At 60.0% G+C, this 23,525-nt stretch carries 21 protein-coding genes; 10 read left to right on the top strand and 11 right to left on the bottom strand.

The annotated features are described in order from the left end of the window. Positions 1-92: 92 nt before the first annotated feature. The 4 genes from I4X03_RS03300 to I4X03_RS03285 form a co-directional block, all read right to left on the bottom strand. Positions 93-1,952, bottom strand: a complete 1,860-nt coding sequence (locus I4X03_RS03300) for a DUF6600 domain-containing protein (protein ID WP_223465566.1) — start codon at positions 1,950-1,952, stop codon at positions 93-95. Between the two features lie 118 nt (positions 1,953-2,070). Continuing rightward, positions 2,071-2,718 carry a LysE family transporter gene (locus I4X03_RS03295; protein WP_223465564.1) on the bottom strand — a complete coding sequence of 216 codons (648 nt, stop codon included), beginning with the start codon at positions 2,716-2,718 and terminating at the stop codon, positions 2,071-2,073. Between the two features lie 90 nt (positions 2,719-2,808). Beyond that, positions 2,809-3,093, bottom strand: coding sequence for an HU family DNA-binding protein (locus I4X03_RS03290; RefSeq protein ID WP_131423695.1), 285 nt, complete (start codon positions 3,091-3,093; stop codon positions 2,809-2,811). Positions 3,094-3,246: 153 nt separating this feature from the next. Continuing rightward, entirely contained in the window at positions 3,247-3,465 is a 219-nt protein-coding gene (locus I4X03_RS03285; protein WP_223465556.1) for a BrnA antitoxin family protein, read from the bottom strand. 193 nt (positions 3,466-3,658) lie between these two features. On the opposite strand from I4X03_RS03285, the gene I4X03_RS03280 reads away from it, so the two are divergent. From I4X03_RS03280 to I4X03_RS03265, 4 genes are all read left to right on the top strand, one after another. Further along, a complete protein-coding gene (locus tag I4X03_RS03280) occupies positions 3,659-4,597 on the top strand; it encodes a DUF808 domain-containing protein (RefSeq protein ID WP_223465554.1) in 939 nt (312 codons plus the stop codon). Positions 4,598-4,812: 215 nt separating this feature from the next. Beyond that, positions 4,813-7,299, top strand: coding sequence for a TonB-dependent receptor plug domain-containing protein (locus tag I4X03_RS03275; protein ID WP_223465552.1), 2,487 nt, complete (start codon positions 4,813-4,815; stop codon positions 7,297-7,299). Between the two features lie 345 nt (positions 7,300-7,644). Beyond that, the gene (arsN2, locus tag I4X03_RS03270; protein WP_223465550.1) at positions 7,645-8,088 is read left to right on the top strand and encodes an arsenic resistance N-acetyltransferase ArsN2; all 444 of its coding nucleotides are present in this window, start codon (positions 7,645-7,647) and stop codon (positions 8,086-8,088) included. A gap of 261 nt (positions 8,089-8,349) precedes the next feature. Continuing rightward, positions 8,350-8,499 (top strand): hypothetical protein, encoded by a 150-nt coding sequence (locus I4X03_RS03265; protein ID WP_223465533.1) that lies wholly within the window; start codon positions 8,350-8,352, stop codon positions 8,497-8,499. On the opposite strand, the gene I4X03_RS03260 is transcribed toward I4X03_RS03265, so the two are convergent. Both I4X03_RS03260 and I4X03_RS03255 read right to left on the bottom strand, forming a co-directional pair. Further along, a complete protein-coding gene (locus tag I4X03_RS03260; RefSeq protein WP_223465531.1) occupies positions 8,500-9,477 on the bottom strand; it encodes an alpha/beta fold hydrolase in 978 nt (325 codons plus the stop codon). It abuts the gene before it with no gap. Between the two features lie 139 nt (positions 9,478-9,616). After that, a complete protein-coding gene (locus tag I4X03_RS03255) occupies positions 9,617-10,246 on the bottom strand; it encodes a DUF1287 domain-containing protein (RefSeq protein WP_223465529.1) in 630 nt (209 codons plus the stop codon). On the opposite strand from I4X03_RS03255, the gene I4X03_RS03250 reads away from it, so the two are divergent. The 4 genes from I4X03_RS03250 to I4X03_RS03235 all read left to right on the top strand — a co-directional run bounded on the left by I4X03_RS03250 (position 10,233) and on the right by I4X03_RS03235 (position 13,839). Continuing rightward, positions 10,233-10,880, top strand: a complete 648-nt coding sequence (locus tag I4X03_RS03250) for an RrF2 family transcriptional regulator (protein ID WP_307735329.1) — start codon at positions 10,233-10,235, stop codon at positions 10,878-10,880. The two genes, I4X03_RS03255 and I4X03_RS03250, sit on opposite strands and share 14 nt — an antisense overlap. Positions 10,881-11,048: 168 nt before the next feature. Then, the gene (locus tag I4X03_RS03245) at positions 11,049-11,783 is read left to right on the top strand and encodes a DNA-binding protein (protein ID WP_223465527.1); all 735 of its coding nucleotides are present in this window, start codon (positions 11,049-11,051) and stop codon (positions 11,781-11,783) included. A gap of 335 nt (positions 11,784-12,118) precedes the next feature. Beyond that, a complete protein-coding gene (locus I4X03_RS03240) occupies positions 12,119-12,550 on the top strand; it encodes a DUF2231 domain-containing protein (RefSeq protein WP_223465516.1) in 432 nt (143 codons plus the stop codon). Between the two features lie 38 nt (positions 12,551-12,588). Further along, positions 12,589-13,839 carry a PQQ-dependent sugar dehydrogenase gene (locus I4X03_RS03235; RefSeq protein ID WP_370660485.1) on the top strand — a complete coding sequence of 417 codons (1,251 nt, stop codon included), beginning with the start codon at positions 12,589-12,591 and terminating at the stop codon, positions 13,837-13,839. Positions 13,840-13,892: 53 nt separating this feature from the next. On the opposite strand, the gene I4X03_RS03230 is transcribed toward I4X03_RS03235, so the two are convergent. The 5 genes from I4X03_RS03230 to I4X03_RS03210 form a co-directional block, all read right to left on the bottom strand. Continuing rightward, positions 13,893-14,135 (bottom strand): ArsR/SmtB family transcription factor, encoded by a 243-nt coding sequence (locus tag I4X03_RS03230; protein WP_223465513.1) that lies wholly within the window; start codon positions 14,133-14,135, stop codon positions 13,893-13,895. Between the two features lie 131 nt (positions 14,136-14,266). Further along, positions 14,267-15,487, bottom strand: coding sequence for an MFS transporter (locus I4X03_RS03225; protein ID WP_223465508.1), 1,221 nt, complete (start codon positions 15,485-15,487; stop codon positions 14,267-14,269). Next, on the bottom strand, positions 15,484-16,851 hold the full coding sequence (locus I4X03_RS03220; protein WP_223465506.1) for an NAD(P)-binding domain-containing protein: 1,368 nt from the start codon (positions 16,849-16,851) through the stop codon (positions 15,484-15,486). Before I4X03_RS03220 ends, I4X03_RS03225 begins: the two co-directional genes overlap by 4 nt. A 277-nt stretch (positions 16,852-17,128) precedes the next feature. Further along, a complete protein-coding gene (locus I4X03_RS03215) occupies positions 17,129-17,494 on the bottom strand; it encodes a hypothetical protein (protein WP_223465504.1) in 366 nt (121 codons plus the stop codon). A 337-nt stretch (positions 17,495-17,831) separates the two neighbouring features. Beyond that, positions 17,832-18,293, bottom strand: a complete 462-nt coding sequence (locus tag I4X03_RS03210) for a hypothetical protein (protein WP_223465503.1) — start codon at positions 18,291-18,293, stop codon at positions 17,832-17,834. Between the two features lie 560 nt (positions 18,294-18,853). Here I4X03_RS03210 and I4X03_RS03205 point away from each other — a divergent pair. Next, a complete protein-coding gene (locus I4X03_RS03205) occupies positions 18,854-19,816 on the top strand; it encodes a hypothetical protein (protein ID WP_223465502.1) in 963 nt (320 codons plus the stop codon). Further along, positions 19,809-23,429: a DEAD/DEAH box helicase gene (locus tag I4X03_RS03200; protein ID WP_223465501.1), complete on the top strand. Its 3,621-nt coding sequence runs from the start codon at positions 19,809-19,811 to the stop codon at positions 23,427-23,429. Before I4X03_RS03205 ends, I4X03_RS03200 begins: the two co-directional genes overlap by 8 nt. Positions 23,430-23,525 lie beyond the last annotated feature (96 nt).

Raw genomic sequence — 23,525 nt, 5'->3', positions numbered from 1 at the left:
CACCCGTCTTCATGCAGCGCGAATGCGATGAACGGTGCGTTTTGCCGCCTGCCCTGCAAAAAAGGCGGAACGAACTGCACCGCGCCAGGGCATCAGTGCTGGTCGTGGCCGGCGCGGTCGCTGCGGCGCTGCGCGTTTTCGCGGCTGCTGCGCTGCTGCGGGACCGCGGGGCTGGCGGCCTGGGGTGCCGGCGCCGCCATTTGCGGCTGAGGCTGCGGCGCGACCCGGCGCGGTTCCGGCTGCGCCTGCGGCATTTGCTGGATCTGCGGCTGCTGCGGAACCGCCGCTGGCTGCATTGCCTGCATCTGCGCCTGGCGTGCGCGCCGCATTTCGTCCATCTGCATGCGGCGCAGCTGGTCGCCCTGTCCACGGCGCGCTTCTTCCATCTGCGACTGGCGCAGCTGGTCAAGCTGGGCGCGGCGGGCCGCTTCCATCTGTTCGCGGCGCGCTTCTTCCATTTGGCCACGGCGCTCGGCGCGCCAGTCGGCACGCTGATCGTTTGCGCCGCGCTCGTCGCCGGCGCCGCGGCCATCACGGCGCGGCGCCTGCACCTGCGCCGGCATGCCGACCGACGGCGCCTGGACTTCTGCCTGCACCTGCTGCGCCGGCGCCAACGGCACCGGCCGGCGTACCCGGTACGACACGCCATCGGCTTCTACCGCACCATCGCGGGGACGGCGATAGCGCTCGTTGCGGCCTGGCTGCGGGGCCTGGGGCGTCAGCACCGGCGCGTTCTGCAGCGCCAGCGGCGTGACCACCGCGCGCGGCGTCGACGGCACCACGATCGGTGCGCGGCGCTGGAACTGGTCATGCGGGACCACGGTCAGCCCGTGGCGGCGATGGTCGTCGCGGCCGCGGCGGCCGTCATGCGGACGCACGTGGCGGTTTATGTAGCGCAGGTGGTCATGCTTCATCCGGTAGCCCGGGACGTAGTTGTCGCCGAAGCCAAGCGGGTACCAGCCTTGCGCCGGCGCCGAACGGTGCAGCGATCCGCTGTTGAACGCGAGGCTCCAGCCGCTGCCGCCAACCCAGCCCACCAGCGCAGGCGCCCACACCGGACGGGTGATATGGCGTCCTGGCGCCCAGCCCCAGCGCTGATTGATCATCACCCAGCGGCCGTAGTGCGATGGCGCATAGCCCCACGGCGCGTTGTCGATCCAGGTCCAGCCCCACGGCGACACCCAGGTCCAGCGGCCGTCGCGGTACGGCGCCCAGCCGGACGAGACGTGGCGCGGCAGCCATACCGGGCCGTATTCGGTGTTGTCGCTCCAGCTGCCATGGCGGTCCAGCTCTTCGTAGCCGGTCATCTCGGTGGTGACGTAGCGGTCCGAGACCACGCGGTCGTCCTGCTGGTCGCGCAGGCGCGCCCAGTCGTCGAAGCTGGTGCGCACCGCCAGCGCGGTCAGCAGGTCGCCCTGGCGCATCTCGACGCGGCGCCCGGCGCGCAGCGAAAAGGTCGAGCCGTCGGCCTCGACCAGCGCGACGCCGTCGAATACGTCGACCAGGCTGGCGTCGGCGCTGGCGTCGACGCGGATGCGGCCCGCCTCGCGCATGCGCACGCGGCCCTGCGGCGTGTCGATCGAGAAGCCGTCGAGCACCTCGGCGTTACGCACGCGGATATTCGCGCTGCCGTAGTGGAGCATCAATTGCAGGCGCTCGTCGTCGAGTTCCAGCACTTCCAGCGACGAGTTGCCGTCGAGGCGCACGGCGGTCGAGCCGATCCGGATCTCGGTGCGGCCATTGCGCTCGGTGGTGATGCGGTTATCGCTGGTGACCGGCCAGTTGACCATGGCGTCTTCGGCGCGCTCGCTGTCTTCGGTGCTGATGATGACCGGACCTTGTACCAGGGACACCCGGCCAACGCGCGCCGGCGCTTCCGTTTGGGCCTGGGCAACGACGGAGCAAGCCATCAGCGCCAGCACGGCCGCAGCTTTCAGAAAAGGACTACGCATGGGGTTCTCCAAAGGAGTTAGGGCATCTGCCAAGTATAGAACGCACCAGGGCGCGCTGCGGATCACAGCCGTTACAATCGGTTGCAATACGGGTTGCGGGCAGCAACAGCCGGGCGGCTCAGGCGGCGGAGGCGCCGCGCTTGACGAAGAACAGGGCGGCGCCGACGGCCATCAGCACGCCGCCAAAGAAGCGGTTCTGCTTTTTGACGGCGCGCGCGTCGCGGAAGAAGCGCTGCATCGACGAGGCCAGGAAGGCGTAGCCGTTCATGACGATCGAATCGATGCAGACCATGGTGACGGCCAGGATGCCGAGCTGGGGCAGCAGCGGGGCATCCTTGGCAATGAACTGGGGCAGCACGGCGACCATGAAGATGATGCCCTTCGGATTGGTCGCATTGGTCAGGAAACCGGTCAGCACGCGCTTGCCGACGCTGGGCACCAGTGTCCGGACGGGCGCCATGTCGTTGCCTGGCATGATCTCGACCTTCGAGCGCCACTGCGCAAGGCCAAGGTAGATCAGGTAGAGGGCGCCGACGGTCTTGACGATGTTAAACGCCAGCTCGGAGGCCAGCAGCAGCGAGCCGACGCCGGCGCCGGCGATGGCCAGCACCAGCAGTAAGCCAAGCTGGAGGCCGAACACGGTGGCGCCAGCCTTCCTGACGCCATGCGACAGACCGCTCGACATCGCCAGCACGGCGCCCGATCCAGGCGACACGGCAATGATCGATGCGGCGAAGACGAAGGCAATCCAGGTGGCGAAGCTCATGGGGGGAATTCTGCGAGGGAGGGGATGCGGCGCCGCGCAGCGGCGCCCGGAAAGCCGGGGGTTGCCGCTGCGCGCACGCGCAGGTGGTGCTTACTTCTTCTTTGGGTTGACAGCCGACTTCAGGGTCGCGCCAGCCGAGAACTTAGGCGTCTTCGAAGCAGCGATCTTGATTGCTTCGCCGGTCGATGGATTGCGGCCCTTGCGTGCAGCGCGCTTGGCGACCGAGAAAGTGCCGAAACCGGTGATGCCTACCGTGTCGCCCTTTTTCAGGCGCTCGGTGATGATGTCGATGATCGTGTTGACGGCACCGTTCGCGGCTGCGCCGGACATTTCCGTACGCTTCGCAAATTCTGCAATCAGTTCGCCTTTTTTCATACTATCCTCCGGGGTTAAAAGAGCGGGAAGATTAGCATAAATATTGCTTTGTGTAATAAATTCTGAAACGGCGATGCAAAAGTAAGCCCCGCTGTGACTGGCTTGCGACGGATTTGGTGCATCGCGGCGGGGGCGCCGGCGCCCCCTCGTCGCCTAGTCGGCCAGCGCGGTCTCGCCCTGGGCGGCCGGGGCCAGCCGTGTGCGCAGCGCAGCATTGATCAGGGTCTGATAGCCGGTACCGCAGCGCTCGGACAGCGAGCGGAACTCTTCCAGCACCTCGTCGTCGAGGTAAATGGTGATGCGGGTCTTGCGCTTGACCGGGCGTGCGGCAGTACGCGCGGCGGTGGTGGAGAAATCGTATTCGGTCTTCATGATGTACCTCGCGGAAAAATCGGCAGCCTGTTGATGGAATCGACTATACGGAGAGGCGGCGCGAAAACACGCGCAAAGCGACGAGATGCTGATTTTGCGGGCTGAACTGCAAAAATCGGGGCTTGTGTGCGTACGCATGTTGGCGGCCCCGTCAGGTAATATGCTGTTTTGACATTTACTCGGAGCAGTGTCCATGGCAAGCAGCTTGCTGGCTTTACTCGACGATATCGCCACCATCCTTGACGACGTAGCCGTCATGAGCAAGGTGGCCGCCAAAAAGACCGCCGGCGTGCTGGGCGACGACCTGGCACTGAATGCGCAGCAAGTTTCGGGCGTGAAACCGGACCGCGAACTGCCAGTGGTCTGGGCGGTCGCGAAGGGATCGTTCGTCAACAAGGCGATCCTGGTGCCGGCCGCGCTGGCGATCAGCGCATTCGCGCCGTGGGCGGTGACGCCGCTGCTGATGCTCGGCGGCGCCTTCCTGTGCTACGAAGGCTTCGAGAAACTGTCTCACAAATACCTGCACAGCGATGAAGCCGCTGCCCACGAAGCCGAGCTGGCCGCCGCGCTGGCCGATGGCTCGGTCGACATGGTGGCGCTGGAAAAAGACAAGATCAAAGGCGCGATCCGCACCGACTTTATTTTATCGGCGGAAATTATCGTCATCTCACTCGGCACCGTTGCCGCCGCCACGTTCAGCGAGCGGGTGCTGGTGCTGACCACCATCGCGCTGGTGATGACGGTCGGCGTGTACGGACTGGTGGCAGGCATCGTCAAGCTGGACGACGCCGGACTGTACCTGAGCAAGCGCGCCAACGGCGCGGCGCGCCGGTTCGGCGACTTTTTGCTGTGGATGGCGCCAAAGCTGATGAAGACCCTGTCGGTGGTCGGCACCGCTGCGATGTTCATGGTCGGTGGCAGCATTTTGCTGCACGGCGTGCATGCGCTGGCCGTGATCGTCGAAGGCTGGGCGGCGGCGAGCGCAACCGTGCCGGTGATCGGCGGCGTGCTCAAGTTCCTGACGCCAACGTTGGTCGACCTGGTCGCTGGACTGATTGCCGGGGGCGTGGTGCTGTTTGTCGTGACCATGGTCCAGAAGATGTTCAAGAAAGACAAGGTCGTGGCGCACTAAAGACGGCCGCTCGGCGCAGGGCGGAACAGCGCAGCACCGCTCCGCTGCGTGTTTCCGCTGAGTGCTGCTTACGCGAAACTGACACCCATTTCTTATTGTGTTGTTATCTGCGCCGTGAACCGTGTTGCAGAATTGACTTCGTTGCTTGTACGTACGAGTATCAAAAGAGGTTCGCCGCTTTTGTTATCCGTACTTTCATCACGAGGAAAAAAACAATGCAAAGATCGTTTGTACCAAAAAAACAAGTTCTCGCCTTAACCATCGCCTCCCTGTTCGCCTCCGCCCCGACGGTCGCGCAGACCATCAGCGACGACACGCCAACCACCGTCGTCGTCACCGGCACCCGGGTGGCGAACCGAACCGCCCTCGATACCGTCGCCCCGATCGATATCATTTCCGCAGAGACCCTGAAAGCCAGCGGCAGCACCGAGATGAACCAGGCGCTGTCGGTGGCCCTGCCGTCGCTGAACTTCCCGCGCCCTGGCCTGGCCGACGGCACCGACACGATCCGTCCCGCCACCCTGCGCGGCATGGCGCCGGACCAGACCCTGGTGCTGGTGAACTCGAAGCGCCGCCACGCGTCGGCGCTGGTGAACGTCAACGGCACCATCGGCCGCGGCTCGGCGGCGGTCGACATGAACACGATTCCCACCGCGATGGTCCGCACCATCGAAGTGCTGCGTGACGGCGCCGCCGCCCAGTACGGCTCGGATGCGATCTCGGGCGTGGTCAACATCCGCCTGCGCACCGACACCAAAGGCGGCGAAGCCACCGTGTCCTACGGCACCCGCGACTCCGAATACGACATCGTCGCCAGCCCGACGCCTGCCGGCGCGACCTGGTCGGCGCCAGCCTCGCGCAAGCGCTCCGACGGCGAGACCGTGACGGTCAGCATGTGGAAGGGCCTGAGCCTGGGCGAAGACGGCCACCTGACCCTGGCCGCCGAAATCAAGGACCAGAAGCGCACCGAACGGGGCGGCTGGGATTACCGCCAGCAATATCCGCTGGTAAATGGCGCGTTCGACCCGCGCGAAGCCACGATCGACCGCTTCAACGCCTGGTACGGCGAGCCGGAAATGGAGCAGGCCACCCTGTTCGCCAATGCCGGCTATAACCTGGGCAACAACGTCAAGCTGTACGGCTGGGCCAGCTACCAGAAGCGCGATGCGCGTTCGGCCGGCTTCTACCGGCGCGCGCTGCAGGACCAGAACATCATCTCGATCTACCCGAACGGCTACCTGCCGATCATCGCACCGGAGGTGGATGACCTCAGCGCCACCGGCGGCGCGTCGTGGACGATGGGCGACTGGGACATGGACGCGTCGCTCGGCTACGGCAAGAACAAGATGGCCTTCACCATCGAAAACACGCTCAACCGTTCGATCGGGCCGAGCAGCAAGACCGAGTTCTACGCCGGCGGCTTCTCGTACGACCAGCTGGTGGCCAACCTGACCGGCGTGCGCTCGGTGCCGATGGCCAACCTGGCCTCGCCGCTGAACGTCGCGGTCGGCGCCGAGGCGCGCCGCGAAGGCTACAAGCTGTTTGCCGGCGAGCCCGATTCCTACCGCCACGGCGGCCAGACCCTGGCCAACGGCACGCCGGCGCCTCCGGGCGCCCAGGTGTTTCCTGGCTTCCGCCCGGCCAACGAAAGCGATACCCACCGCACCGCGATCGGCGCCTTCGTCGACCTGGAAGCGAACCTGACGCAGGAATTGCTGGCATCGGTGGCGATCCGCGGCGAGCATTATTCCGACTTCGGCGAGAGCCTGGCCGGCAAGCTTGCGCTGCGCTACGACTTCAGCAAATCGTTCGCGCTGCGCGGCTCGCTGCAAAACGGCTTCCGCGCACCGTCGCCGCAGCAGCAGAACTTCACCACCACCTCGACCAACTTCATCAACGGCGTGCCGTTCGAGATCACCACCTTCAAGCCGAACGATCCGGTGGCGGTGGCGCTGGGCGCGAAGCCGCTGGATGCCGAAAAGTCGCTGAACGCGTCGCTCGGCGCGGTGATGCGCCTTGGCGCCGTGAACGTGACGGTGGATGCCTACCGCATCGATATCGAAGACCGCATCATTCTGTCGGAAAACCTGACGGCAGTGAACGTGCGCAACTTCATCCAGAGCCAGGGCTTCATCGGCGTGGGCGGCGGCCGCTTCTTCATCAACGGCGTCGATACCACCACCCGCGGCGTCGACGTGGTGGTCAGCTGGCCGATGAACATGGGCGAAGCCGGCAAGTTCGACTTCACTGTGGCAGGCAATTTCACCGACACCGAGGTCACCAAGGTGCCGGTCACCGCCCAGCTCGCAGCACTGACCCCGGCCCCGTCGCTGTTTGACCGCGTCAACGTGCTGTCGCTTGAAAAAGGCCAGCCCGCGAACAAGCTCAACGCCAACGTGAACTGGAAGCTGGGCAAGCTGGGCGCGACCTTCCGCGCCACCCGCTACGGCAAGGTGCTGTCGCCTGGCACCACGGCGGCGCTGGACTTCAACATGGGCGCGCAGACCGTGGTCGACCTCGAGGCACGCTACGCCGTCACGCCGCAGCTGAACCTGGCGATCGGCGCCGACAACGTGTTCGACGAGTATCCTGAGGCGCTGCCACCATTGCTGAACACGACCGGCAACGCGGCGTTCGCGAACTACGCGCCATATGGCCGCTCGGGCCGCTTCATCTACGCGCGCGCGTCGTACAGCTTCTAAATCAAGCCAAGCGAAAACAGGGGGATGGGCGCCGCGGCGCCGATCCCCCTGTTTTTTTTCGTGCGCGCCGCTTCCATGGCTGGCTTACACTAGCCGCATTGCGGTGCAGTGCAGTTTCCACTAATCCATAACGTCCTCGCGCGAATGAATTGTCACGCGCGATGGATGATGAATGAAGCGGCGTGGCGCGTCGTTGTTGGCGTCGCGGCATTTTTCGCCTTCCTTGCAGTACTTTATTTGATGGTAGCTAAACCGGCCTGACACGCCGCGCCGGGGACGCAAGATGGCGCGCCAAACTTACTTAATAATGACTGAAGCACGACTGACGAAGCACGAGGAGATTTCATGGCAACAATACGACAAGCAACAAGCGCAGATCTGCCCACGATCGGCGAAATCCTCGAGAATGCCGGGCTGCCGTTTTCCGACATCGGCACCTCCCTGTTGCCGGACTTTCTGGTGGTTGAAAAAGACGGTGCGATCGTCGGTTGTGTCGGAATCGAGCGCTACGGTAGCGATGCGCTGTTGCGTTCGCTTGCGGTTGATGCTTCCCGGCAGGGAACCGGGCAAGGCCGCCACCTGGTGGAGGCGATCGAGGCGCACGCGCGCAATACCGGTATCGCCCACCTGTTCCTGCTGACCACCAGCGCATCCGGATTCTTTGAAGATCACGGCTACCAGGAACTGCCGCGCGATGCCGCGCCGGAGGCATTGCGCGAGAGCGCACAGTTCGCCAGGTTGTGTCCGGCAAGCGCGGTATGCATGGGGAAAACCTTGAGCGCCGGATGAGTAACTGCGCCATCGATAGATGGCGCGTACGCGACGAAAAATTTCCAGCCGTATTCAAATAAATTGCGCGACCGCACGTAAGGCGCGAAAAACCCGTTTGGACGCCCGGAACGGTTCGTTAACGCACAGTCTTGGCGCTGTTGGGAACGATAGTGTGATTCCAACAGCTTCTGTAGCGGGTTATTTTTTATGAATCGCCGTCCGAAAGATGAACGAAAAGCATACGCGATGCAGCGCATGGCCGCAGCAATTGGGCGCGCAATGAGTTCCGAATCTTCGCAGGAACAAGAGCGTGCCAAGCGCTGGGCAGCCGCATGGGGCGTGGTCAGCGGCATTCGCTCGAGCGGCGTCCGGCTCAGGCGCAGCGTCCTGTTCGACCGCCGCGGCAAAGGCGGCCCGCGAATGGCCTGATCAGCGCGCGCGCAGGCTTTGAAGCACCTTGTACTGCGCGTCCAGCATCGCCGCGTTCGGATCATGGCCGACCCGTTCGAGCAGGATCAGGTCTTTATGCGGCGCCGTGATGCTATCGAAATACACTTTCGTCACTTCTTTCGTCGTCACAAGGTCCTCGGTGCCCTGGATCAGGTAGACGGGGATGTCGAAGCGCGTGCCGAGCTTTGGCAGGTCGATTGTGCTGAGCATGCCGTTGTTGTCCATGCCAACGAACTGCAGGAAGGCGTAATCCTCGCCGGCCTCGTACTCGGCCTCGGCTTCGGCAGTGGCGTATCCCGGGGCTTTTGTCCACCAGGCCTTCGGCGCCGGATCGGTTGCCTTGCCTTCGTAGACACGGGTGGCGCGGCGCAGAACGCCGAAGTTGCGCGGGTTCTTCCATGGCGGCGGTCCGAGGGCTTCAATCGATGCGACGGTCTTGCTATCGCCCGCCGCGCGTGCGCGTTCGAGCACCCTGTCATAGCTGGCGGCGATGTTCGCGGGATGGCTGACCAGCTGGCTGGTGCCGACATAGGCCGCAAACAGGTCCGGCCGCATCTTGGCCATATGCACGCCCAGTACCGAACCCCACGATCCGCCCTTGAGGATCAGTTTCTGCTTGCCCAGGCGGCCGCGCACATATTCGGCCACTTCGATACCGTCCTTGGCCATCCGCTCAACCGACAGGATCGCGTCCGCACTGCCCTTGTTGCGGCCGAAGGTGCGCCCGGCGCCGCGCTGGTCCCACTGCACCAGCGTGAAATCCTTTTCCCAGGCGCCATAGAGCCGCTCCGCATACGGGGTCATGGGATTGCCAGGGCCGCCGTGGACGATCAGCACCACCGGATTGGCGCAGCTGGCGCCCCGGATCGTCATCCATTGCTCAATGCCGCCGATCCGGACAAAGCGTTCCTCGGCGATGTTGCCGCCGTTTCGGACGCACTCATGGGTCGCGGCCACGGGGGGTGCGGCGCTTGCCGCGATCGGCTGCAGAAGCAATGGAACGAGACAGAGACTGACAAAAGCGCGCATGACTGGCCGAGGGTGAAAGTTGATTTTTAACTATATCCCAGCCAGGGAATGCAAGGTGGATATTTTGTCACTGATGCGCACCGGGTTCGCCCGGGTAACGGTAATGGCCTGTCAGCTTGTAGGCAAACAGGATATCGCTCTCCTCGGTTCCCGCGCCGATGTTGTGAATGATGAGTGGGGTTCCGGCGTTGGAGCGGCGGTCGGACACGATGCCAATATGCGGAAGGGCGCCCGGTAGCAGCCAGGCGACGACATCGCCAGGACGGTAATCGTGCTTGGCTTGCGTGGGCACCAGCGCGCGGCCATGGCGCTTGAAAAATGCCGCCAGGTTCAGCACCCGGCGGTGGTCGATGTTGGTATCGGGCCTCTTCAAGCCCCACGCCGGTGGATGCGGATAGGACTGCCATGCCTTGCGCATGTCCTGGTGCACCTTCTGCTGAAGATCGATGCCGAGATGGCGGTAGGCGCGAATCACGACATCGGTGCACACGCCCACATTGATCGGCACGTCCCCGCCCGGATAGGCCAAGCGCTGGTAGCGCCCATCGTAGAGCAGCGTGACGCCGATTTGCTTCCTGGCGGCAGTGACCAGCTGGTCCCCCATCGCCGCATGGGCAGGCGAACTGAGCAGCAAGAAGACGAGGGTGAGCGAAACCAGGCGCATGTGCTTGGAACCATTGGCGATGTCGACGCTCAAGCGTAGTCTTTCCCATGCGCGTCATGTTGACGGCGCGCATTCGCAGGCGCGCGGTTCGCCGGCAAGAAAGCATTGCCAGAAAAACCCCGGCGCCCCACTGGTTCGGCCCTGCGAGGGTAAAATGGTTCCAGCTGCGCCACCAACAGGACCATGGAACATGAGGCTGACCGCTTACACCGATTACTCGCTGCGCACGCTGATCTTTCTTGCCTTGAACCGCGAGCAGCTTGTCACCGTCCGGCATATTGCCGATGCCCATGGAATCGCCAAGAACCACCTGACCAAGGTGGTCCACCATCTTGGGCTGCTTGGGTACATTGTCACTGTGCGGGGCCGCAACGGCGGCCTGCGGCTGGGGCGCGAGCCGTGCGAAATTATCATCGGCGAAGTGGTTCGCAATACAGAAACCGACTTTTACATGGCCTCATGTTTCGACCAGGCGTCAAGCGGCTGCATCTATTCGGCGGCATGTTCGCTGAAAGGCGAGCTGGCGAAGGCGACGGCGGCATTCCTGGACGTGCTCGATGCAGTCACGCTCGAGCAGATGGCGGTCAAGGAGGAACGCAAGCGGGTCGCGGAGGGCGGCACGTCGGCGGTGCAGCTGCATTTCAAGGCGAAAAGCAATTCTGCCTGACGTTTCACTTGCCTGGCCGCGCTTCGGGCCGCGCCTTCACCTGCCTTGCGCATTCCCGAAACCGGCTTTGTATGCGTGGCGCGACAGTGCCTGTCCGCTCGCGCCAATGTTGCCGTTGCGTAGCGTATGATTCGATACCGCAATTAATTTATGGAATGGAGAAGGCAAATGGCACGCCAGGAAGTCACATTCGACGAGGTATCGGCGGCGGCCATCGGCTTACAGGACGACGGCGAGCAGGTCACCATCGACACGGTTCGCGAGCGTCTGGGCTCGGGTTCACCGCACGCAATCCACAAGCACCTGGCAAGCTGGCGCGAGAGCCAGGCCAAGCCGGCCGCGCCGATCAAGGCCGACATACCCGAGGCGCTGGCCGCGGCGCTGGGCCAGTGGGCACAGCAATTCGCCGAGGACGCAGGCGCCGCGACGCGCGACGCGCTGGCAGCGGCCGACAGCGATATTGAAGTGCTGCGCAAGTCCGGCGAGGCGCTGGAAGCCGAACGCGAAGAACTGGCCGCCGAGGTGGACACGCTGACGTCGGAACGCGACCAGTCGATGGCGATGGCAAGCGAACGCAGCGACGAAATTGAGCGGCTGACCATTGAACTGCGCGATGCGCGCAGGCTTGCTACCGATGCGCTTGTAGGAAAGGCAAAAGACCAGCTGGCGATCGACGGCAAGGATGCGCAACTGGCGATCTTGCGCGAACAAGTCGAGCGCAACGTCGCCGCTCTGGCGGCGGAGTCCGATGCGCGGCTGGCTGCCGAGATGGAACTGGTCGGCGCCGTCACTGCGCGCGATAACTTCGCAGCGGAAATCACCACGCTGCGTTCGCAGTTCGATGCAGCGAAGGCCGAGCGCACTGCCTTGCGCGAACAGGTTCGGCGCGCCAAACCCGCTTAAGCGAAGAACATGCCAGAAACAGCTGCGGGCGAAAGCACGCAGCTTTTTTTTTGCGTGTGTCACCGTGGAGTGTGCGAAGCGCGCTTGCCACAACAACGTCGTGCCCGCGCCGGCAGGCGCCCATCTTGAGGATGCCGCGGCCGCGTAATTCAAGTCCGCTGCCCGGCTTTAGCATCGGTTATCGCTGCGCCGCCAAGCCTTGCACAGTAAGGGCTTATTGGATTCCGCACTCAACAATGACATGGCGTTTTTGATGCGCCGGCGTCAACCATGCGACAGGGGCTGCCTATAGTCGATATGATTTAGATAATTAAAATCCTCAAAAGGACAATCCCATGTCGCCCCACGCCACGGCCATCCCGGCCTATCAATCTCCTCCTGGCCTGCTACATACGACCTTACTCGCGGGGACAGTCCCATTATTCCTCGGCGCACTGCTGAGTGACATCGCCTACTTCAAGAGCTATCAAATCCAGTGGGCCAATTTCGCATCGTGGCTGATTGCCGGCGGCTTGCTGTTTTGCGGACTCGCGCTGCTATTTGCCTTGGTAAACCTCATCCGGGCCAATCATAAAAAAGGTCAGCCGCTGGTGTACGTCCTTTTGCTGCTGGCAACCTGGGTGCTTGGGCTGTTCAACGCCTTCCAGCATGCAAAGGACGCCTGGGCGGCAATGCCGGCCGGTTTGGTGCTGTCGATCATCGTTGCAGTGCTGGCCTGCGCGGCAGTATGGGTTGGACTGAAACTGCGTACGGGAGGCGGACAATGAAACCACTGCACACACTAGCGCTAATAAGCACGACCCTGATGCTGGCGGCATGTTCCGAGAATGGCAGCGACACCTCGGCTTATGGGCCGGATCCCAAGTTGCCAGCGCCCCAGCGCGGTGTCTTGCCGAGCATGGAGATCGCTGAACCTACGGCATGGGGCGACCAGAAGCCGGCCGTGCCAAAGGGCTTCACCGTCACGGCGATTGCGACAGGCCTGAAGATTCCCCGGCAAACGCTGGTGCTGCCAAATGGCGATATCCTGGTGGCGGAAGGCCGTGGCGGCAACGCGGCGAAACTCAAACCCAAAGACGTCATCGCTGGTTATATCAAGGCGCAGGGCAATACGAAAGTCAAAGGCGGCAACCGCCTGACTTTGCTGCGCGATGCCAATGGCGACGGTGTGTATGAATTAAATACCGTCTTCGCGGAAAACCTGAATGCACCGTACGGCCTGGCGTATGCCAATAACAAGTTGTATGTCGCGAACCAGGACGAGCTGGTCAGTTTTGACTACCAGGACAACCAGACCCGGGCCAGCGGCGCGCCGACCAGTATCGCGAAGCTGCCTTCCCAGATCAATCACCACTGGACCAAGGCCATGACCATTAGCCCCGACGGGCGCTTCCTGTACGTCGGCATCGGATCGAACAGCAATATCACCGAGCGCGGCATGGAGGCGGAAGTCGACCGTGCGATGGTATGGCAAATCGACAGCAAGACCGGCGCCTACAAGCCGTACGCGACGGGCCTGCGCAATCCAACGGCGATGGCGATTCAACCGGAAACCGGCCAATTGTGGACGGTGGTCAACGAGCGTGACGAACTGGGACCGGACCTGGTGCCGGACTACCTGACCTCGGTGCGCGAAGGCGGATTCTACGGCTGGCCTTACAGCTATTGGGGACAGAACGTGGACACCCGGGTCAAGCCACAGGATCCGAACAAGGTCGCGGCCGCCATCAAGCCCGACTACAGCCTGGGCTCGCACGTCGCTGCCCTTGGCCTGGATTTCTCCAAGCCATCGATGGGCGAAAACTTTACCAATGGCGTTTTCATCGGCGAACACGGCAGTTGGAACCGTGCTAAGCCGGTCGGCTACAAAGTGATCTTTGTGCCGTTCGTCAATGGGCGTCCTTCGGGCGAGCCAGTTGACTTCGTCACCGGTTTCCGCGATGCCGCAGGCAAGACGCGCGGGCGTCCGGTTGGCGTGACTGTCGACCCGCGCGGGGCACTGATTGTCGCCGATGACTTGGCGAATACGGTGTGGCGTGTGGTGCGGGTTCCCTGATCCGGCATGCCGACTGTGCAGGGGTGGGTGATTGCGGGGCTGGAGCGCTGGTGCTACAGCCCTGCGGTCACGCGCTTGAACTGCTGAAGCCGCTCTTGGTTGACGCAATAGCAAACCCGCTGCACATCGGACGATCCTTCGATCAGGCCGGCATCCTTCAAGATCGAGATATGCTTGGAGATAGTGGAGGGCGCCAGGGGAAGGACATCGGCCAGGCTCCCAAAATAGCACTCGCCATAATCGAGCAGGTGCCGGAACAGCTGAACGCGTGCGGGGTGCGACAACGCCTTGCACATACGCGCAAGATCCTCTACATCGATGTCGGGACTCGCAGTGCGGAGGGTGACGGGAGAGCTGCAAGACTTTGACATGGCAGTGGCTATTCGTTATTTGGCGAACTAAGCTTAGTAGTCAGGCGGGGTGCTTGTCAAAGGCTTTCGCGATCGACAGCGCGCGCCATCTGCACGGCACGCAGGTAGAAGACAAGCGAGGCGATCGAAACAGCCAAAAGCACTGCGAGCAGCGGCGTAGTCCCACCCTCGGGGCGAAGCAGCAATGCAGCCGCGAACGGCCCTGCCGCCTTGGCGATTAACGATGGACCTGCCATGGCGCCAGCGATCGCCCCATAGTCCTCGCGGCCAAACAAGGCTTGCGGAATGGCGCCGCGCAGAATCGTCATGATGCCGTTGCTCATTCCATACAGGATGCAGAACAGGGCCGCCATCCAGGCCTTCGATCCGAACAAGCCAAGCACGAGCAGCGCAGCGGGCAGCATGGCGAACGCCAGCATTCCGATCGTTTGCGCTTGCGCATGACGTCCGAGCGTCATTTCCCCGACCCGTCCGGCCACCTGCATGGGCCCGATCAGCGATGCCAGCAAGACCGCGGTGGATAGCGACAGCCCGAGGCGTTCGAGCAGTGGGAGCAGGTGCGCCGACATTGCTGAAAACACGAATGTGCTCGCCGAAAACGCCAGTGCCAGGGTCCAGAACGCGGGATGGCGTAATGCCTGTTTCAAGCGATGCCCCGAGCCCTCTTTACGGCGGTCAAGCCGCACCTTCGGCACCGGGTCAGCATCGAGCCAGAGGTGCAAGGGCATGCAGAGTAATACCTGCATCAAGGCGAAGCACAGATACGTGTCACGCCAGCCCAGCGCCGACTCCATGCTGGCGGTGAGCGGCCAGAACAGCGTACTGGCAAAGCCGCCAAACAGCGTCAAGGTGGACATCGCTTGCCTGGAACCGGTCTCGACCTTTCGGTTGATTGTTGCGAATGCGGCTTCGTACAGGGTCAGGGCCATTGCGGCGCCGATCAGCGTCCATGCGATGTAAAGCGACACGGCACCGCCCGCCTGGCTCAGCACGGCCAGACCGATCGCGCAGGCCAATGAACCCGACGCCATCACGTGGCGTCCGCCGTAGCGGTCAAGCAGGATGCCAGCGGGTGCCGCCGCCAGGCCAGCAGTCAGCAAACCCCAGGAGAATGCGCCGAACACGAGCTCTGGCGCAAGACCGAGGTCACGCTGCATGCCCGCCGCCAGGACGGTGAACGCGTAGTAAAGCGTTCCCCAGGAGACGATTTGCGTCACCGCCAGGATGCCGATGGTTTTCAACGGCCGGGACACCGATTGCGCGCTCAGCCAGATCAAACGCAGCAGCGCACTTCAGTCCGCGTGCGGCAGCCGCCGTCATTGGACGGCGACGCAACGCCACAGGAGGCAGGTGCGACCTGCTGCGCCACGTAGGCCTGGCGGGTGTTGCACACGCCCGTTTCCGGCAAGTTCAGCTGGACATCATCCGCCGCGGCCAGGTCTCCTGCCAAGGCGGCGACCACCGAGCGCACTTGCTCGTACCCAGTCGCCAACAGGAAGTTGGGGGCCCGGCCATAGCTTTTGGCGCCGACCGCATAGTAGCCAGGTTCGGGATGTGCCAGTTCCCGGTGCCCGTGCGGGCGCACGCTGCCGCAGCTATGTTCGTTTGGATCGATCAACGGTGCAAGGGCATCCGTGCTCTCAAGCCAGGGATCATGGCGCACCCGCAGTTCGCGCGTGAGCGCCAGATCGGGCCGAGCGCCGGCAGCGCAGATGATCCTGTCGATGCCGTCGATAACCGGAGCAGGTCCATCCAGCGGCTCGCCCGTCACGACAATCTTGCCGGCCGTGTCGGTCAGCGACAGGATGCGGAAGTTCTGCCGCATTTCAAGGCCACCCGCGTCGCGCAAGGCTTTCAAGCGCATGCCAAGCTCGCCACGCGCCTTGAGGCCGTCCGCGTCTCCGCCGCCGAACACCCGCGCCAGCTGGTCACCACGTGTGGCCCAGACAAGCTGGGTACCTGGATGGTGCTGGGCAAGCTGCGCGAGGGCGAGCAAGGCACCTGCCGCCGAATGTCCGGCGCCTACCACCAGGATCTTTTTCCCGGCATAGGTTTCGCGCTCCGCGCCGAGCACATCGGGCATGCCATAGCTGATGCGGTGGGCGAGGGCCTGCTCGCCAACGGCTGGGATGCCGTCAGCGCCGAGCGGATTTTGATGGGACCAGGTGCCTGTAGCGTCGATGACTGCGCTGGCCAGGAATTGGCGCGGCCCGTCGGGTGTATCCGCGCGGATCAGGAACGGTGCGCGCTCACGTCCTTTCGTTTTCACCTTGTCGAATCCGCTCCGCGTGATCGCAGTAACGCGCGAGCGCAGCAGCAGATTCGTGCCGAGGGTAGGGATCGCAGCGAGCGGGGCAAGATATTGGTCGAGCAATTCGCCTGCGGTAGGCAGATCGTCGCCTGCGGGCTCGTTCCAGCCGGAGGCCAGCAGGAGGCGGCGGGCCGCCATGTCGATGTTGTACTGCCAAGGCGAAAACAGGCGAACGTGACGATAGGTCGCCAGGTTGGCGCCGATGGCGGCGCCGGCCTCGAAGATCAACGGCGTCAAGCCCTGCTCTATCAGATGGGCAGCAGCGGCAAGCCCGACTGGTCCGGCACCGAGGACTGCGACTGGCAAATTTTGTACGTTTTCATTTTTCATGGTGAGCTCCTGGAATGGATTGCTTCAGCTGATTAGATCTGCTATTCGTTGTTCGTGAAATAGCGAACATTGGGTCGAAAAACAACGAACGCAGATTGGCCTCCGGTGTCAGCGAGGTCGCAAACTTCTCGGCCGGCGCCTAATTCGTTATTCGACGAATGAAGAATACAACGGCAGCACGTCGCGGTCAAGACATTTCGATATATATGGAAGTGTTGCGGATGAACGTCGGAGCCCACTCGTTGCGCCCGTATCCAGTCCACTATCGACTGCTAATTCACTCGTCCGACGCAACGGCTTGTGCAAATCGTCCAGCTGCATTGCGAAGCAGCCACACCATCAGTATCAAGAGGCCGCAATATACGGCAATATTGGCGACCAGAGCATCTACGCGCAGCTTATCTTCGCCAAAGGAAAGCTGACGCTCTACCGAGACGCCTGGCGTATCGAACAAGAACGGAAATGGGAACCCGCCTTTCAACACGGGCTTATAGCACTGATCGGAGCCGGTTGGCCCACACAGATTCCCATATGACGCCTTTTCCGGGCCCACACGCTCGATGTACGCTGACATGAGTGCCAGCGTGATCGATAAGATGAGTGCAAGCCCGAGGAGACCAGGTTTTCGAAGAATATTTTTCATGTCGACGAGTATCCAGACCCTGACTGTCGATGGCCAAAGCGGCCCTGAATCGCCACGAGTTTGCTAGACACTCGCTTTTCCAAAGCGGATCACTGTGCGCACAAAATTATGTTGCTTACAGGGCGACGCGAAAAACCTTACGGTGCAAGGACTGAATGTCGACAATCCCCACTAGAGTCGCTTACTCATGAAGGCGACACTGAAGGTCTGAGCAGAGCTTTCGCCGGGGTAGAGAAATATTGTCGATTACCGGGCGGTATAAAACATCCACGTGTCAATGCAGCAACCGAAAATCCTGCACATCCTCCCGGATTTGACCCATTCGTCGCGCCTTAATTCACTGCCAGGATTGCCGGTTAACAAAACTGCCGTCGCGTTTGTATCCAATTACGACGTGCACTGCAAAGTCGTAGAGTAGTTGCGTCTTGAACGCTTGGAGCTTAGCAATATCATATGAATTGTTGACTGATGAGGACGCCTTCTTCACCTCGACGACAAGCAGATTTGCGTCTGAAGTGCCTCGAACGTGAACAATAATATCGGGAAAAACTGTTATAGCGTCAAGCCGGTCGGCGCGAACTGTCCGTTCATCCAACTGAAGTTTTTTGACTTCGAAACCGTCCCGATTGTATTCGCAATCCACGTGATAGCCAGTAAAATGCTTAGATAAATGCGTCGCCAATTGATGGGTAATGCTACGTTCGCTACAATTGGCGTCAAGCAGAAGAGAGTCCGCACTAATGAGCTCTAATATCGCACTCTCCACCGCCTTGCGGACGTATTCTTCGCTATGTGGCATCGTGAAAATGTTCCTTTAATTACGACTCGGTCCAAGTTGGCCGCCAACGTCAGCTACCAATCGGTGGCCAAAATTGCAGTAACATGCCTGCGTTATAAGCGGCTTTTACTCATGCCCGGCACATAACACTACCCACCGCCGCCGACATTCGCTGCATTTTTGCACGACGCAGAAGGTGCTGACCTACATCCAGAAACGCCCTCTACAACGTCCCGTTTCTGCTACTGCGAAATTTCCACGAAATGAGTCCGGGCCGCAAAGGCCTACAGCAAACCCGCTCAGAATCGCTCAAGGTCAATCTATTGCATGTAGCCATGTTAAATCGCGTAGACTTGTCACTTGTTAAATTATAACTTCACCACCAAACTGACTCTAGTTCTTTGTTGTCGAACATGCAATACGCTTGTTCAAGGCCTGCTTAAACCCAATCGGTGATTTAGGTGGTACGCGCCGCTATCTTTAATGTGCGCTGACCTACGCGTCTTGGCCTTTTAAAGCGTTGGACCATCGAGCAGCGTACGTTTCTCCCGTTTGGGCAATTTATCAACTACTAATGAACTATGCATACTTGTCCCGTACCTGTCTCTACATTAAAAGCTTGGCTCAAAGAATCGGCAACGACGGTACCGGGATATACGCATCTACTTTTGGAGTCGAGCGCGACGGCACCTGCAGACCTAGCTGCGCAACTGCGTCCGTATTTTGAGTCGGCGCACACAGATGCCAGGCGTTTTTTTCATGAGTACGCGAAAATCGACCTTCATCCGGATTCGCTAGGTAGCAGCTCCACATGTCAATATCCAACTAGCCTCCCCCAGAAGGCCCGGCACGGAATTTTTGGTGAAGTATTCGCAGGTTTAGTGGTTGAAGCCTACCAGGCACAACACGAAAAGCACTCGTGGTCAGTACCGGTTTTCCTATTTCGCCATCACGATGACGCCGGCAAGTACCTCTTTTTTTTGGCGAGAGACCCAAGTCGTACTCGTCAGCTATGGGGGCGACTCGGCGATGATTTTATCGGAGTTGGGTTTGACTCAGACAAGAACATCGAGAGGATTATCGTTGGTGAGTCAAAATATAGAGGTTCCCTTTCCAAACTTAGTGTTGAGGACCTTCTGCTTGGAAGTCGAGAGACGGCGAAAACTGGCGGGATGCCGCTTCGTGGAAAAGACGGTATTTGGCGCGCTTTCGAGGAAGCACCTACGGTTCCAGAGGGACTGCTCCAGTTACAAGCCATTCTGATTGAACGGGAACCGATAAAGTATGCAAATGCAATTCTTTCGTTGGACAAAATTCTTGCAATCAACCCATCGCATACTGTACCCCGAACGGATTTGGTTGTCTTTTCCGGCGGGAGCCCTAGCAAGAGAAAACCGGGCGAGACTTTTGTCCGCTCCGATACACTACCGAGCGAATATCAGGCAGGCAGGGAATTGTACGTAGTGGAGGCGTTCTTGGAAAAGGGAGGGGATTTAATAAAACAAGTCTACGACACCTTGTGGTCTGGAGTGACAAATGGCTGACCTCAACGAGCAGCGGCTGGAAATCGCGAATCAAGTGCATGCAGTCTTGGGCAAAGAGAACATATTAACGGCGTCGCAAGCAAGGCTTTTCGTTCGGTGCTTACAGTTGTCTTGGGACGTCCCGTTGAATCGTTGGGGCGAACGCGAATCGAACGACCAATTCAGAGATGCAAAGCGTCTGTTGCATGTGGCGGGAATCTTTCGTCAAACGCAAGGGAGAAATTCGCCCCATGCCTTGGATTGTTACCGCCGGGCTGGAGAATTGCTTGAATGGCTCGTGCGGTCGGGGGAAGGGAACGTCGCGGCGGAAGCGCCAATCGAGCTTTTGGCGGCCGGAGCATACCAACTTGGCGGGCTTCCTGCAATGGCTACAGGGCTGTTACGCCAAGTTGACGATAGCGAGCCGGGCGCAGCATTAATCGCTGCGTTTTTAGGAGGCGATTTCGATTCGGTTGTCAGCCACGCAACTGAATTTTGGGTGCAACACCCTTCCCTTACATCGGTGGAGGGGGCTAGAGGTTTACTTGATGAACAAGCTGAGGACCGCTTCGAGTGGCATATTACTGTTGAGTTGGTCCGCGGCGTTGGGCTCTTCTCCGACGCACTCCGTCGGGGTAATGACATTAGACTTAACCAAGCCCTGTCTAAACTAAAAGCCTTGGCGAACTATGCCGCTCGTACCTGCAGCGAGGCTATGTCTGCGCTCCTGAATCTGATAAATGACTCAGCTGAGGGGTATGTCGTAAATAGCATATATGCTCCTGCGAACGCCCTTGCATCGCTGAACAATGATTTTGCTGGTCGACTCCAGCTATTCGCCAGGGAACAGTTCAGCCGCGCAAGGGGCACACTCTGGCCATCACAACAACGTGGCCTTAGCAGACTGCTTGAGAGCAGTTCGTTCGCACTCTGCACACCCACTGGTTCTGGGAAAACTCTAGTAGCAAACTTCGCATTACTCAAAGAACTGTTAGTTCCTGTGGTAGAAGGGCCAGCTCCTTTAGCACTGTATCTCGTCCCGTCCAGGGCACTGGCCGGAGAAGTAGAAAGCAAACTGTCCAGCGAACTGGGACGCGACCTAATAATCACGGGCTTGTACGGCGGCGCAGACTGGGGTATCACCGACTACTGGATAAACTCCAATAAGCCAAGTGTACTGATTGCGACCGTGGAAAAAGCCGATGCGTTAATGCGCTACGCAGGGCCCCTTCTCCTTTCGCGACTACGCCTGCTGATAGTAGACGAGGCTCACCAAGTTGTCGCAGATGACACCAAACGCGGAGAGGATTCCTTTGCGGAGCATAACAATCGGTCAATTCGGCTTGAAAGCTTTGTTTCCAGGCTTTTGGCTAGAAAGCCCAACATCGTACGAATAGCACTGACAGCTGTTGCCGGCGGTGCCGCTCAACCGGTTGCAGATTGGATTGAAGGTTCGACGAACGCGGTTCCGGTAGGTGCCAATTATCGGAGTACAAGGCAACTCGTCGGTGCTCTGGAAGTTTCTCCTACTGGGCCTGGTCGTATAGTGTTGGACCATCTCAACGGCCAGCCGCTTTTCGTCAGAAACCGCCAGGAACCAGTTTTCATCGGTTTGCGGTTCCAACAAATGCCAAAGCCTGGAGCGACGATTAGAAATAGCCTAAATCATTTTAATCAATTACAGGTTCTATGGACAGGACTTCAACTTGTTGAAGGACGGCGGCGTATCCTCATTTCCGTCATGCAGTCGCCGGAGAGGACAATGAAGTGGTATGCCGAAGCGTTAAATATGAAGGGGTGGGAAGGCTTGGGAAATCCCGCAGTCCATGGAAACGCAACGCTTTCTGCATTATTCCAGGAGGCTCGGGAGACATGCATTGACTATTGTGGTGTCGACTCGCATGAGCTCGCCCTCCTAGACCGGGGAATCGTAACGAGCCATGGCCAGATGCCGCAGCGGTTGCGGCGCTTGATGGTAAGTCTAATTGAGCGAAAAGTATGTGCGATTGCTGTCGCTACTGCTACCTTGACCGAAGGAGTGAACCTGCCATTTGACCTGATTTTCCTAACGTCACTTCAACGAAGCTCTTTCGATGAAGCAAATGCGGTTCGTATCGTAAACGAAATGCCAACCGCAGAGTTTCGGAACTTGGCGGGCCGCGCTGGGCGCCCTGGGTCAGCGGATGGGATGGAAGGAATGATATTGGTCGCGCTGCCGCAGACGCCTAGCACAACCGCAAAATCCCAGCGCGCATCGCAAGGCAGGCAAATTGCCGAGCTAAACCAGAATTATTCAAACTTGCTTGGACGGCTACTTGCGGAAGAGCGCGCTGCACATGAGGTTGTAAGCCCTCTTGGATTGTTGATAGCCACACTAAAGGACAAAGTTGAAAGCGTATTGAATTTACGCGCACCAGGTGATTTTTTGCGATGGCTCGAAGTGACGGCTCCGCTTCAAATTTCTGATGAGGCGGGAAGCGGGGCAAGTTCAGCACCTGCGCGATTAGCGGACACTCTCGACGAGCTTGACTCAATTCTACTGAATTCAATCGAAGAGTTAAAAGCCTCTGCGGATGAGCTGCTTCCAAGCCAGGTAGAAAGTTTACTTGCTGAGGTATGGAAGACGACGTTCACTGCTGTTGTGAGACGGAGCGAAGAATGGCTTGAGGCGGCATTCATTAAGCGTGGCGTGGCGGTCGTAACAACGCTATATCCAGATGCAGACGAACGAAAGCGGCTGTATCAATATGGGTTCACCCCTATTGTCGGTAGGCGCTTCGAGAAGACAGCCACAATCTTGCACTCATTGGTCGCCGACGCGACAAATTATGGTATCGAGGCTCCCGAGCAGCGACTTCAGCTTTTTAAGGACCTGGCCATGCCACTCGTTAGTGACAGAGGCTTCGGCTTCAAGACACAAAATTCCGTGTCTGGGCGAGTTTTGATGTCTACATGGCCCACAGTGCTTGGGTGGTGGATGAATGTTCCGTCCGCGCATAAACCCACGCCGGATGACCTCCGAAGCTGGCAACGCTTTGTTTCAGAAAATCTTGAATTCAGGCTTGGGGTAGCTCTTGGCGCCGTCGCATCACAGGCTTGGGCGAAGGGAATTGATGACCCGCTTAAAGTCCCGTCTCTGGCGGAATGGAAGGAAGCAACCGGACTGCCATGGATTGGTTTCTGGGCGAAGGAACTTCTCCGTTGGGGCACCCTTGAGCCATTCGTAGCTTTTGCCATGACCCAAGCGCTGGCAAAGACCCGGACTGCCGCAGAAGAAATGCTGCCGCAATTCAAAAAATGGCTTGTAGGTCAAATCCCATCCCCACAAGCCGACGATTTTATAGACCCTCAACTCTTTTTGGCATGGCAACAAAGCCTTGAACTTCCAACGTCGAACGTCAGCGGTGTTACCTCCTGGCCCGCTAAGCTGTCCGGTACAAATGGCGCCAAATTTAGGTACGATGTCGTGCCGCTACGGCGAGGTAGCAGCATAGATTGGATTGACGCAGCTGGGTATAAACTTGCGGAGTCGAGCGATGACGACAAATTCTTGAAAACCTCGAAAAGTAGCGACTTTGTATTACGTATAAAAGACGCAGAGGTAACCGTGGAGCGAACGTTTGTTGCGCGTTAATGGAACTCAGCTTCGACGTCCCTCGGGATTTTATTCGGTCGACAATCTGGACCGGTCAGCTCCTTGAGCTGACCGACTCACTCTCCGCACATTCCA

Origin of the sequence: Massilia soli (assembly GCF_016809835.1) — a bacterium.
GTDB lineage: Bacteria > Pseudomonadota > Gammaproteobacteria > Burkholderiales > Burkholderiaceae_D > Telluria_A > Telluria_A soli.
The sequence above is the reverse complement of the archived record's forward strand: the minus strand, read 5'-3'. Positions and strand labels throughout refer to the sequence as shown.